Source organism: Duganella sp. S19_KUP01_CR8 (assembly GCF_036688705.1).
Taxonomy (GTDB): domain Bacteria; phylum Pseudomonadota; class Gammaproteobacteria; order Burkholderiales; family Burkholderiaceae_D; genus Rugamonas.
Window position 1 is genome coordinate 72210 of record NZ_JAQQPR010000017.1, and the last position, 12645, is coordinate 84854.

Genomic DNA, 12645 nt, shown 5'->3' on the forward strand with positions numbered 1-12645 from the left:
GCTGTGCGGGGTCAGGTTGCGTGGCCCGCGCCCGGCCAGTGCTTGTGCAGCTCGGGATCGGTGCGCATCTCCCACAGCGCCAGCACCGCCACGGCGATGCCGACCACCACCGAGTTCCACATCAGCTCGCGGTTGTCGGCGATTTTCAGCACCCACGGCGACACCGCCACCCAGATCCCCACCAGCAGATTGAGCACCACGGCCCAGAAGTAGGTCTTGTACAGATCGAACGCCGCCAGCAGCGCCACCACCGCGCCGGAAATGAACGCGGTCCATGCCTGGATCGACGGTATCGGATAAGCGAACACCCATGGTGAGATGAAGAACCACAGCCCCAGCAGCAGGATTACCTGATCCTGCCAGCGTTTGAGGGATGGATTGTTTGCCGGATTGTTTGCCATATCTACCTCCCTGGTTACGAGTCAACACCTGCCGTCGGATGGCGGTGTTCATTCTTAGGCCGCGCAACAACGCAAAAGTTCACGCCAGCCGCTCCGGCCTTGCCATTCAGGCATCCCACGGCTATGCTTGCCGCTTATCGAAAATACATGGTGGTATGGCTTATGGCATCGGTTTTACTCAGCGTGAATCAGGTCTCCAAATCCTACGGCGCGCGCAAGGCGGTCGATGGCGTGTCGTTCCAGGTGCAGCAGGGCCAGACGGTCGGCCTGATCGGCCCCAACGGCGCCGGCAAGTCCACTACCGTCGGCATGATCTGCGGCCTGCTCAGCGCCGACAGCGGCAGCATCGTCATGGACGGCGCGCCGATCGGGCAAGGCTCCAGCGAGGCCAAGCGCAAGATCGGCTTCGTGCCGCAGGACCTGGCGCTGTATGAGGACCTGTCGTCGCTGGAAAACCTCAAGCTGTTCGGCGCGCTGTACGGCCTCAAGGGCCCGCTGTTGAAGCAGCGCTGCGAGCAGGCGCTGGCGCTGGTCAACCTGGCCGACCGCGCCAACGACAAGCCTTCCACTTATTCCGGCGGCATGAAGCGCCGCCTCAACATCGCCGCCGCGCTGCTGCACGATCCGCAACTGCTGATCCTCGACGAGCCCACCGTCGGCGTCGATCCGCAAAGCCGCAACGCCATCTTCGACACGCTGGAAACCTTGAAGGCGCAGGGTCGCTCGCTGATCTACACCAGCCACTACATGGAGGAAGTCGAGCGCCTGGCCGACCACATCGTCATCATCGACCACGGCAAGGTGCTGGCCGACGAAACCCCGGCCGCGCTGTACCGCCGCCTGCCGGCGCAGGCCGCCTTGCGCGCCGAGCTGGCCGCCGCGCCATCGGTCGCGCTGCTGTCCGGCGTGCAGGTGCTGCCCGGCGTGACCGGCGTGCAGGGCGACGGCAATGCGCTCGACATCGGCCTGGCCGACGCCTCGCACGCAGCGGCCACGCTGGCCTGGCTGGCCGCGCAGGACATCACGCTGCTGCATTTCGCCACCGCCAAGACTTCGCTGGAAAACATCTTCCTCAACCTGACCGGCCGCAGCCTGCGCGACTGATAGGAACACTATGATTGCTTTGATCGCCCTGGTTCGCAAGGACCTGATCCTCTATATCAACGACAAGCGCGCGCTGATGCTGCACCTGCTGATGCCGGTGGTGCTGGCGGCTTTCTTCGGTTCGCTGTTCGGCGGCGGCTCGGAAGCCAGGACCGGCAAGATCGAAGTCGGCCTGGTGCAGCTGGACCAGTCCGACAACGGCAAGAAAATCGCCGCCGGCCTGCGAGCCGAGAGCACGCTCAAGATCATCGAACTGAGCGACGCCGAGGCGCAGGCCAAGGTCCGCGCCGGCAAACTGTCGGTGGCGGTGGTGATCCCCGCCGGCTTCGGCGAGCAGGCCGCCGACGCGCTGTTCAGCGGCCAGAACAAGCCGGAGCTGCCGGTCTACTACGACCCCTCGCAATCGACCATGCTGGCCATGGTGAAGGGCTTGTTGACGCAGCAGGTGATGCAGGTGACCAGCGCCGCCGCCATGAGCCCCAAGGGCAACAAGACCACGGAGCGGCAGCTGGCCGAGTTGCGCGACAAGGCCGCAAAAGATCCCGAGACGGCGCAACTGAGCGACTTCCTCACCAGCCTGAAGAAGTACCAGGACCAGCGCGTGGCCGCCGACGCCGAGAAGGAAGCCGCCGCCAAGGCGGAGGGCAAGCCGGCGCCGGTCGAGGCGCCGGTCGGCATGAGCATGCCTTACACCACGCAGGACCAGGCGCTCAGCAGCGGTCCCAAGTACAACGGCTATGCGCACTCGTTCGCCGGCATGGGCGTGCAGTTCATCCTGTTCATGGGCATCGACATGGGCATCGGCATTTTGCTGGCGCGCCGCATGGGCATCTGGAACCGCCTGCTGGCGGCGCCGGTGTCGTTGGCCACGGTGTTGATGGGCCGCGCCATTTCCGGCGCCATCATCGCCATGGGGCTGATGTGCGCGATGTTCGTTTGCGCCATGTTGATCTTCAAGGTGCAGATCAGTAGCCCGATCGGCTTCCTCGGCATGGCGGCCGGTTTCTCGCTGATGACGGCGGCGTTCGGCCTGCTGATCGCCGCCTTCGGCAAGACGCCGGAAGCGGCGCGCGGCATCGCCACCTTCGCCACGCTGATCATGGTGATGCTGGGTGGCGCGTGGGTGCCGTCGTTCATCTTCCCGGAGTGGATGCAGCAGCTCACGTTGGTGGTGCCGACGCGCTGGGCGGTCGACGGCTTCGATGCCGTCACCTGGCGCGGCCTGGGACTGGACGGCGTGCTGGCGCCGATCGCGGTGCAGCTGGGCTTTGCCGTGTTGTTCGGCGGACTCGCCGGCTGGAAGTTCCTGCGCGATCAGAAGTGAGGTCTGGACTATGAAATTCGACTGGCATGGTGGAGAAATTTCGCGGGCAACCGAAATTGATTCTGACTACCGGAACACGCAAAACGTGCGGCGCTTTCTTACCGATCAGTGCGGACCGGACTTCAAGTTCGACCGTGAACTGATGGCCTGGGTGCGCAGCGGAGCCGCGAAGAACATGGGCGATGTGGCGGATGAATGGTCGCGCCGCCGCGTGGCGCGATAGCTCTTGATAGAGGGCAGCATTAGGCTAATTGTAGTCGTTCAGATAAATGAAAGTTGATTATGTATCGAAGCGCGTTAGCGTGGACGCCATCGGTGCTGCTACTGGGCGCTCTGTGTATCCCAGATTCATATTGGTGCTCACCGATAAATCCTGGAGGCACAGAGCTAGCGTGCGGGTATGAGTACGCTCGAGTAGAGGGTAAAACCATTGTCGTTCTACTTCAACTTTTTGGTGTTTGCGCCTTCATTGCAACTGCTTGGTATGCTATGCAGAGACGGCTGACGGCATGGGGGCTATGGGGACTAGCTTTGTCAGTCCTCTTAGTTGGATTGGTGTTGCTCTTGAAATTTCGATACGGGGTTAATGATTCACCCTGACAGGCCGACAGCGGCCAAGAGCCGTCAAATTTAATCCATGCTGGAACGTAAGACAGTATCTGACCCTGCGCCCGGAAATATTTTTCTATTCGCTTGCGGCGGAACACTTAACACTATGTGCGGTCTTCATAAATGACGAGAACAAGAATTCCTTTTCCTGAAAATTCACCAGGCCCCTTCTATGTCGAAGATGGATGCTGCACTTCCTGTGGGATGCCATCTACCGTGGCACCCGGCCTTTTTTCGTATGCCAATGATGGTCATTGTTACGTAAGCAAACAACCATCTGACGAAAAAGAAGTTTACCAAATGATCCAGGCATTTGAAGTTCAAGATATTGGCTGCATTCGTTACAGGGGATCGAACCGTGTCATCAAAATTAAGCTAGTTGCCTTAGGTGAAGGAGATCAATGTGATCGGCTTGACCGGGATCTGCAAAAACTGAATCAAGAAATCCAAGCGGACCGTTGCGGTCTACGATAGCCAGGTTTTTTTGCGTAAGGCCCGCACTCCCGAACGTCCGCAACCAGAAGCAGACCTCGAAAATTTTTGATTTGAAACTCCTCATTTGATGACACAAATATTCTCTCCGCCTGACGAATCTGAGTTCTTTGAGCGTGGCTTTGGATTGTCTGCTATGCACACTCCAGACGAATGTGTGATTTCATTTGTACGTTCGTATGCCGATGGAAATGAACTTACTCTGACTTTCGAAGTCGGATCGATCACGACGTTGCACGTGTCACTGGAGCGGTTGAGCAAAGTGCTCACCGAAATAACTGCGGAAAGTGTGGCGGATGTCTCATTCCAGTCATGGCATGGTGAGCGAACGATTCGCTGCGGCTTTTCACTGCACTCAGTGGCAATGGATCTTCGAATTCATTACGATCCGGCGGCATCTATACACTTTTCGGCGTTGTCGAAATATGACTAATCATTTATCCCGGCTAACGCCTACGAGTAGTTCGTCGTCCGGCCAGTTGCGGCCGCTCACTAGGCAAGCGGCAAGCGATGAAGTGGGGGAACTGACCCTGCGCCATGGAATATGAAATTCGATGGAGTTACAAACAGAATAATGCGAATGAAAAAAATCTTACTTTTCTTGTTCTTGGCCCTGGCCATTGGATTTATTGCTTGCTCTTCCTTTCCCGCCAAAGGCGTAACCTTTAGCGTGAAGAACGTTGGCAAGGAGACGATTGCTTCTCTGGTTGTCCACGTCACTGGAAATTCATACGCAATTGGTGATATCGAACCTGGCTCAAGCAAAACGGTGGTGTTGAGCCCAACATCTGAATCGCACGTTGAGCTTACTTTCGCCGGTTCCCCTGGATTAAAGATCGATTGTTATTTCGAGCGCGGATACAGCGGCACTCTTGCCACCGAGATTACTGTTGAAAAAGTCGTGGCGGTGAAAGATTCCATCGTTCCTGGTTGACCGCAAGTCTAAAGTTTCCGTAAATCAATCCGATACATAAGGATACAAACCGTTTTCGTGAGCTTTTGAATGGCGCAATCCGTCAGGGCCCTGATCGCGCACTGCGTCAATCAGGTGGTCCGCCAGTATTATCCCGAACAATATTGTTCGCTGTGCCATGTGTACGCCATCGTCGGCTCCAACCTGATCAGCATCGTGCTGGGACGGGTGTTCCGGCCGGTGGCGGGCCTGGCCGCTGTCGATTGCGGTGGCGGCGAGCTGATGCGCATGATGGACAACGACGCCTTCGCCAATCCCATCGGCGGCGCCTACCACTGCTGGATTGAATCGGCCGACGACCTGATCGCCGAACGCGAAGTGGTGGACCTGACGTTCCGTCACAATCACATCTACGCTGAAAAGAACGGCCACGGCTGGCGGCGCGAGTTGCCGCCGGATTTCCTGTGGGGACCGCAAAGCCAGATCGCCGTGCAGGCGCCGATCGATGCGATACCGGATGCCTTCCCGGACGGCATGGTATGGCTGTATGAAACCGACGAGGGCTGGGAATGGATGACGGACCAGCTGCTGGCCCATCAGAACGCCTTTGTGGCGCTGACGGCCGAGGCCTACAAGCTGTTCCAGGCCAGCCTGCCGCCGGACAGTACGCTGCTGGGGCCGGTGGTACCCGAGGTCAGCGCGGCGCCCACCGAGGCAGTCGCCGCGCAGTAAGCGACTACGACAGGTTAGGGGCCAGCCAGCGCTCCATGTCGGCCTTGTCCACCTGACGGCGCGTGGCCATGTCGTTCAACTGGTCCTCGCCGATCTTCCCGACCACGAAGTACTTCGACTCCGGATGCGCGAAGTAGAAGCCCGACACCGCCGCGCCGGGATACATCGCAAACGATTCCGTCAGCACCATGCCGATATCTTCCGCCTGCATGGTGTTGAACATCTCGCGCTTGACGGTGTGCTCCGGGCAGGCCGGGTAGCCCGGCGCCGGACGGATGCCGACATACTTCTCGGCGATCATGTCGTCGTTGCTCAGCGATTCGCCGGTGGCATAACCCCACAGGTCGGTCCGCACGCGCTCGTGCAGGTATTCGGCGAAGGCTTCGGCCAGGCGGTCGGCCAGTGACTTCAGCATGATCGACGAATAGTCGTCGTGCGCGTCTTCAAAGCGCTGCTCGTATTTCTCGATGCCCAGGCCGGCGGTCACGGCGAACATGCCGATGTAATCCTTGATACCCGACTCTTTCGGCGCGATGAAATCGGCCAGGCACTGGTTCGGGCGCTGCACGCCGTCCACCACCGGCTTGACGCCTTGCTGGCGCAGGCCGTAGTAGGTGAAGTCCACGGTGCTGCGCGTATCGTCGGTGTAGATCTCGATATCGTCGTCGTTGACCGTGTTGGCAGGCAGCAGCGAGATGACGCCGTTGGCGGTCAGCCAGCGGCCGTCGATCAGCTTCTTCAACAGCGCCTGGCCTTCGGCATACACCTTGGTCGCCGCTTCGCCAACCACTTCATCGGTCAGGATAGCGGGGAAGGGACCGGCCAGGTCCCAGGTCTGGAAGAACGGACCCCAGTCGATGTATTTGGCGATGGTGGCCAGGTCGACATTCTTGAACTCGCGGCGGCCGATGAACTTCGGCTTGACCGGTGCGGCCGCGCCGGTGAACGGCACCACCATCTTGTTGGCGCGCGCGTCCTTCAGCGACAGCATCGGCAGCGCCTTCTTGTTGGCGTGCTGCTCGCGGATGCGCACGTAGTCCTGCTCGATGTCGTCGATGTATTGCTGGCGGCTTTCCGGCGTCAGCAGCGACTGCGCCACCGATACCGAACGCGAGGCGTCCGGCACGTACACCACCGGACCCTCGTAGTTGTGGGCGATCTTGACGGCGGTGTGGGCGCGGCTGGTGGTGGCGCCGCCGATCAGCAGCGGGATCTTCAGCATGCGGAAGTGCTCGTCGCGCTGCATCTCCTTGGCCACGTGGGCCATCTCTTCCAGCGACGGCGTGATCAGGCCGGACAGGCCGATGATGTCGGCGTTTTCCAGCTTGGCGCGCGCCAGGATCTCGGAGCAGGGCACCATCACGCCCATGTTCACCACTTCGAAGTTATTACATTGCAGGACCACCGAGACGATGTTCTTGCCGATGTCGTGCACGTCGCCCTTGACGGTGGCGATGACGATCTTGCCCTTCGGCTTGGCGACGATGCCGGTGCGCGCTTCCTCGGCTTTTTTCTCTTCCTCGATGTACGGAATCAGATGGGCCACGGCCTGCTTCATCACGCGCGCCGACTTGACCACCTGCGGCAGGAACATCTTGCCCTGGCCGAACAGGTCGCCGACGATGTTCATGCCGTCCATCAGCGGGCCTTCGATCACGTGGATAGGACGGCCGTTGGCGGCCAGCACCTGCTGGCGCATCTCTTCGGTATCGTCGGTGATGAACTGGGTGATGCCGTGCACCAGCGCGTGCGCCAGGCGCTTCTCGACCGGGGCGTTGCGCCACTCCAGGTTCTGCGCATCCTGCTTGCCGGCGCCGGCCTTCAAGGTGCCGGCGATGTCGATCATGCGTTCGGTGGCGTCGTCGCGGCGGTTCAGCACCACGTCCTCGACGCGCTCGCGCAGCTCGGCCGGCAGGTCGTCGTACACGCCGACCATGCCGGCGTTGACGATACCCATGGTCATGCCGGCCTTGATGGCGTGGTACAGGAACACGGTGTGGATCGCCTCGCGCGCCGGGTCGTTGCCGCGGAAGGAGAATGAGACGTTGGACACGCCGCCCGAGATCTTCGCGTGCGGCAGGTTGTCCTTGATCCAGCGGGTGGCGTTGATGAAGTCCACCGCGTAGTTGTTGTGCTCTTCGATGCCGGTGGCGATGGCGAAGATATTCGGGTCGAAGATGATGTCTTCCGGCGGAAAGCCGACGGTGTTCACCAGCAGCTTGTAGGCGCGCTCGCAGATTTCGGTCTTGCGCTCGAAGGTGTCGGCCTGGCCTTTTTCGTCGAAGGCCATGACGATGACGGCGGCGCCATAGCTGCGGCACAGCTTGGCCTGGCGGATGAATTCTTCCTCGCCTTCCTTCATCGAGATCGAGTTGACGATGGACTTGCCCTGCACGCACTTCAGGCCCGCTTCGATCACCGACCACTTCGAGGAGTCGATCATGATGGGCACGCGCGAGATGTCCGGTTCCGAGGCGATCAGGTTCAGGAAGCGCGTCATGGCCGCCAGCGAGTCCAGCATCGCCTCGTCCATGTTGATGTCGATGACCTGGGCGCCGTTTTCCACCTGCTGGCGGGCCACGCTAAGCGCCTCGTCGTACTGCTCGTTGAGGATCATGCGCGCGAACGCCTTGGAACCGGTGACGTTGGTGCGCTCGCCGACGTTGACGAACAGCGAGTCGTCGTCGATGGTGAACGGCTCCAGGCCCGACAGGCGCTGCGCCACCGGCACGTGCGGCACGCTGCGCGGCTTGACCTTGGCGAGGATCTCGCCGATGGCCTTGATGTGGTCGGGCGTGGTGCCGCAGCAGCCGCCGGCGATGTTGATGAAGCCCGCCTCGGCGAATTCCTTCAGCAGCGCCGAGGTATCGGCCGGCAGCTCGTCGAAGCCGGTGTCGCTCATCGGGTTGGGCAGGCCGGCGTTCGGGTAGATGCAGACAAAGGTGTCGGCGATCTGCGACAGCTCTTCGGCATACGGGCGCATCAGCGCCGCGCCCAGCGCGCAATTGAGGCCGATGGTCAGCGGCTTGGCGTGGCGCACCGAGTTCCAGAAGGCCGGCACGGTCTGGCCGGACAGGATGCGGCCGGAGGCGTCGGTCACGGTGCCGGAGATCATCAGCGGCAGGCGAGGCACGCCCGGGTTCTCTTCGTAGAATTTGTCGATGGCGAACAGCGCGGCCTTGCAGTTCAGCGTGTCGAAGATGGTTTCGACCAGCAGCACGTCGACGCCGCCTTCGATCAGGCCCTTGGTCTGCTGGTGGTAGGCGTCGACCAGTTGGTCGAAGGTGATGTTGCGGGCGGCCGGGTCGTTGACGTCGGGCGAGATCGACGCGGTCTTGGGCGTCGGTCCGAGCGCGCCGGCGACGAAGCGCGGCTTGTCGGCGCTGCTGTACTTGTCGCAGGCTGCGCGCGCCAGCTTGGCCGCTTGCACGTTCATCTCGTAGGCCAGGTGGCCCATGTGATAGTCGTCCTGGGCGATGGTGGTGGCGCCGAAGGTGTTGGTCTCGATCAAGTCGGCGCCGCCGGCCAGGTAGCGCTCGTGGATCTCCTGGATCACGTGTGGCTGGGTCAGCGTCAGCAGCTCGTTGTTACCCTTGACGAACAGTTCGCGCGCGCCGGAATCGACCGGTGCCGCGAAATCGATGAAACGGCCGTTGGGGCCGCCGCGGTATGCGGTTTCATCCAGCTTGTACTGCTGGATGATGGTGCCCATCGCGCCGTCGAGGATCATGATGCGGCGCGCAAGGATCTCGCGCAATTGGGCATCGGTCTTGGACATGACGGGGCGGGACACGTTGTTATTCATTTATTACTTTCTGTGGTCGTGGACGAGCGCGCTGGGAGTTGCCAGCGGTCTAAAATTATACGGCATCACGGAACTTGCTTCAGCAGACTGCCGCGGCGCAGCAACAATCTGCCAAATTTGCCTGTTTTTTCATCACGCAGCTTTACGACACATAGCGATACTCAGGCGCTACAGTGCGCAATTCGTCTGCAACATGGTGTCGCGAGAATGAGGCATGAAAATCTCCGTCATCATTTCCGCGCACTGCAAAGGCCGCGAGCTCGAATACGTGCTGACCGGCTACGCCATGCAAACCCGCAAGCCCGATCAAGTCATCATTGCGCAGGATGGGCGCGATCCGGCGATCGGCGCCGCGCTGGAGGCGGTGCGGCGGCGCGGCTGGACCATTCCGCTGCTGTACCAGAACCAGCAGCAGCGCGGCTTCGGCAAGTACCGCGCCCTGAATCGCGCCGTCCTGGCCGCCAGCGGCGACCTGCTGCTGTTCACCGACGGCGACTGCATCCCGCGCGACGACTACGTGGCCAACTACCTGCGGCTGATGCGGCGCGGGATCTTCCTCTCGGGCGGCAGCCATGTCAGCATTCCGGAAGCCTACCACCAGCGGCACGACCTGCTGGAGCCGGTGCGCGACCAGAGTTTGTTCGACTATCGCTACCTGAGCGCGATACCGGGCTTTTGCAAGAGCGCCAACCGGCTTACCCGCAAGCGCTGGCTGGCGCGCGCGCTGGACTTGCTCACCCAGCGCAACGCCTTCAGCGGCTCCAACAGCTGCGCCTGGCGCGATGACGTGCTGGCCGTGGGTGGCTTCGACGAGCAGATGGCCTACGGTGGAGGCGACTTGAACATGGGCTTGCGCCTGAACCACATCGGCGTGCGCGGCGTGCGTGCGCGGCATACGCTGGTCAGCCTGCACCTGGACCACGGCCGCAGCTACTACTGCGCCGACAAGGAGCGTGCCAACCACGACTGGAATCGGCAGGTGCGCCACGGCCGCCTGGTGCTGCCGCGCGAGTCGGCGATCTGTGGCAATTTAGCACTAATCACTTGATGATTTTTGTAAAGGCAGCATCAATCAAAGTGTTTTTATGGTAATATGTGTTTGCTTTTTAATACCAACTAAAACTAGGGGAAGCAAATGCGCCTGACACACTTTTTGATCGGTACAGCCATCCTGAGCGCAGGTGCAATCGCTCACGCTGACAACATCATTGCCGCCGGCACGGGCCTGAGCGGCATCTACTCGACGGAAACCTTCACTTCCGCACTGGCGGAAAATGCAGTGGCTGGCAGTAATTTCGCCGGCGTCACTTTTGGCGCGGGCAACTACGTCACCGGCGCATATGACGGAACATTCCCGAATATGGTGGGCACGGTGCTTTCCAATTTCTCCCCTTGCTGCACCACGCCGACCACGATGACTTTCGCCTCGAACCTGTCCGGCGCGGCGTTCAACTACGTTTCGAATGACGGCGAGTCGACTTTCACCGCCTACCTGGGCGCGACCCAAGTGGCGAGCTTTACCGCCACGACCGGCTACGGCGGCGAGTTCTATGGCTTCCAGAACGTCGTGTTCAACAGCATCAAGATCGATTCTGGTGGCGTCAACAACGCCTACATTATCGATAACCTGCAAACGGCTCCCGTGCCGGAACCGGAAACCTATGCCATGCTGCTGGGCGGCCTGGGTCTGCTGGCCTTGGTCCGCCGCCGTCGCGCCAAGCAAGCCTGAAGCGCGGGCGCCAGCGCCCTGACTGAAAAAAAGCCGTCCCGCAGTTTGCGGAACGGCTTTTTTGTTTTCATGGACAGGCGTCGGCTGCCGGTCTCGGCGTCGCGCCGGCAAAGAACATGTCGGTGGCGCGCTGCACCACCTGCCGGATTTCCTGCTGCGACAGCGGCGGCGGGTCGCGCTGGTACAGGCGCACATCCACTTCCGCCGTCAGCAGCGACAGGAACTGCTGTGCGGTGATCGTGGGATCGGCCTGGCGGATGTCGCCGCGATCCATGGCGCCCGACAGCAGCGCCGCCAGCGTTTCCACCGACGTGCGCGGACCGGCGTCGTAGAACAACTGGCCGACATCGGAGCGGCCCGCCTCAGCCACCACCATGCGGTAGACCGCCAGCGCGCTCTTGTCGTTGGCCAGCACGCCCAGCATGCGCACGCCAAAATGCTCCAGCGCCGCCTCCAGCCCGGCGCGGCCTATCGGTGCTGTCGACAGCTCCCGCGTTGCGTCGGCCAGGTGGCCGGTGGCGCAGGATTGCACGACCGCGACAAACAGCGCTTCCTTGGACGGGAAGTAGCCGTACAGCGTGACCTTCGATCCGCCCCAGCGCTTCGCCACCTCATTCATCGACGCGCCGTCATAGCCTGCTTCCTGAAACAGCGCGTCGGCTGCCTCAATGATGGCCTGGCGGCGCGCCTCGGTACGTACCTTCATTTCCACTCCATATCTGAACCCTGTCGTACATTTTATGCGCAAACACGCTTGACAGTGGTGGCTAATCACTCAATACTGTACTAGTGTGTTCAGTTATGGAAATCTTGAACGGTTGCTTCTTCCCCTCACAAATAAGGCCATGCCATGCACTCCTCGCTCAAATTAAAGTTCCCCATCCTGCTCGCCCTGTGCGGCGCAATCGCCGGTTGCGCCAGCACCCAGCCGGTCGCTTATGGCGGCCTGGCATCGGCAGCCCAGCTGCGTCCGAACGTCGATGACAAGTCCGGGCGCGTTCCCTACAGCTATTCGACGGCGGTGACGCTGCGCGACTATTCGAGCATCATCATCGATCCGGTGCTGGTCTATCGCGGCCAGGACAGCCAGTTCGAGGAGGTCAGCGATGACCAGAAGGACATGCTGGCCGCTTACATGCAGGGCGAGTTCGAGTCCAAGCTGCGCAACCGCTTGCGGATCAGCAGGGACGCGGGTTGGAAAACGCTGCGCCTGAAACTGACGCTGACCGGCGCCAAGTCGAGCACCCGCTTCCTCAGCACGGTGACGCGCTTCGACCTGGTCGGCGGTCCCTACAACATCGTGCAGAGCATACGCGGCAAGGAGGGCACGTTTACCGGATCGGTGAGCTACGCGGTGGAGCTGTACGATGCCAGCACCAACCTGCTGGTGAGCGCCTATGTCGCCAAACAGTATCCCAGTCCGATGAATATCTCGGCCAGCCTGGGGCCGATGGACGCATCCAAAGCCGGCATACAGAAAGGCGCGGACGAGCTGTTGGCCGCGTTTAATTGAAAACATCTATACTTGCTGTTTGA

Annotated in this window: 13 protein-coding genes; 10 read left to right on the top strand and 3 right to left on the bottom strand. The window is 61.0% G+C overall.

Annotation, left to right across the window (positions count from 1 at the left end; genetic code table 11):
- Positions 1 to 11: 11 nt before the first annotated feature.
- Positions 12 to 401, bottom strand: coding sequence for an SPW repeat protein (locus tag V6M89_RS18045; RefSeq protein ID WP_332854457.1), 390 nt, complete (start codon positions 399 to 401; stop codon positions 12 to 14).
- A 162-nt stretch (positions 402 to 563) separates the two neighbouring features.
- Here V6M89_RS18045 and V6M89_RS18050 point away from each other — a divergent pair, with 162 nt between their 5' ends.
- The 7 genes from V6M89_RS18050 (at position 564) to V6M89_RS18075 (ending at position 5575) form a co-directional block, all read left to right on the top strand.
- Positions 564 to 1505: an ABC transporter ATP-binding protein gene (locus tag V6M89_RS18050; protein WP_332854458.1), complete on the top strand. Its 942-nt coding sequence runs from the start codon at positions 564 to 566 to the stop codon at positions 1503 to 1505.
- 10 nt (positions 1506 to 1515) lie between these two features.
- Entirely contained in the window at positions 1516 to 2829 is a 1314-nt protein-coding gene (locus V6M89_RS18055) for an ABC transporter permease (RefSeq protein ID WP_332854459.1), read from the top strand.
- A 10-nt stretch (positions 2830 to 2839) separates the two neighbouring features.
- On the top strand, positions 2840 to 3052 hold the full coding sequence (locus V6M89_RS18060) for a DUF6434 domain-containing protein (protein ID WP_332854460.1): 213 nt from the start codon (positions 2840 to 2842) through the stop codon (positions 3050 to 3052).
- Between the two features lie 509 nt (positions 3053 to 3561).
- Positions 3562 to 3912 (top strand): ferredoxin, encoded by a 351-nt coding sequence (locus V6M89_RS30425; RefSeq protein WP_442881984.1) that lies wholly within the window; start codon positions 3562 to 3564, stop codon positions 3910 to 3912.
- 88 nt (positions 3913 to 4000) lie between these two features.
- Positions 4001 to 4363 carry a hypothetical protein gene (locus V6M89_RS18065; RefSeq protein WP_332854461.1) on the top strand — a complete coding sequence of 121 codons (363 nt, stop codon included), beginning with the start codon at positions 4001 to 4003 and terminating at the stop codon, positions 4361 to 4363.
- Positions 4364 to 4510: 147 nt separating this feature from the next.
- Entirely contained in the window at positions 4511 to 4864 is a 354-nt protein-coding gene (locus tag V6M89_RS18070; protein WP_332854462.1) for a hypothetical protein, read from the top strand.
- 69 nt (positions 4865 to 4933) lie between these two features.
- Complete coding sequence (locus tag V6M89_RS18075) at positions 4934 to 5575, top strand: hypothetical protein (protein WP_332854463.1); 642 nt, start codon at positions 4934 to 4936, stop codon at positions 5573 to 5575.
- Positions 5576 to 5579: 4 nt separating this feature from the next.
- Here the strand turns inward: V6M89_RS18075 and metH are convergent, their stop codons facing one another.
- The gene (gene metH / locus V6M89_RS18080) at positions 5580 to 9353 is read right to left on the bottom strand and encodes a methionine synthase (RefSeq protein ID WP_442881985.1); all 3774 of its coding nucleotides are present in this window, start codon (positions 9351 to 9353) and stop codon (positions 5580 to 5582) included.
- A gap of 241 nt (positions 9354 to 9594) precedes the next feature.
- Between metH and V6M89_RS18085 the strand changes: the two genes are divergently transcribed.
- Both V6M89_RS18085 and V6M89_RS18090 read left to right on the top strand, forming a co-directional pair.
- The gene (locus V6M89_RS18085; RefSeq protein ID WP_332854465.1) at positions 9595 to 10428 is read left to right on the top strand and encodes a glycosyltransferase; all 834 of its coding nucleotides are present in this window, start codon (positions 9595 to 9597) and stop codon (positions 10426 to 10428) included.
- Between the two features lie 87 nt (positions 10429 to 10515).
- Positions 10516 to 11109, top strand: a complete 594-nt coding sequence (locus V6M89_RS18090) for a PEP-CTERM sorting domain-containing protein (protein WP_332854466.1) — start codon at positions 10516 to 10518, stop codon at positions 11107 to 11109.
- A gap of 67 nt (positions 11110 to 11176) precedes the next feature.
- Here the strand turns inward: V6M89_RS18090 and V6M89_RS18095 are convergent, their stop codons facing one another.
- Positions 11177 to 11815: a TetR/AcrR family transcriptional regulator gene (locus tag V6M89_RS18095; protein WP_332854467.1), complete on the bottom strand. Its 639-nt coding sequence runs from the start codon at positions 11813 to 11815 to the stop codon at positions 11177 to 11179.
- A 144-nt stretch (positions 11816 to 11959) separates the two neighbouring features.
- Here V6M89_RS18095 and V6M89_RS18100 point away from each other — a divergent pair, with 144 nt between their 5' ends.
- The gene (locus V6M89_RS18100) at positions 11960 to 12622 is read left to right on the top strand and encodes a DUF3313 domain-containing protein (RefSeq protein WP_332854468.1); all 663 of its coding nucleotides are present in this window, start codon (positions 11960 to 11962) and stop codon (positions 12620 to 12622) included.
- The last annotated feature ends 23 nt before the right edge of the window (positions 12623 to 12645 follow it).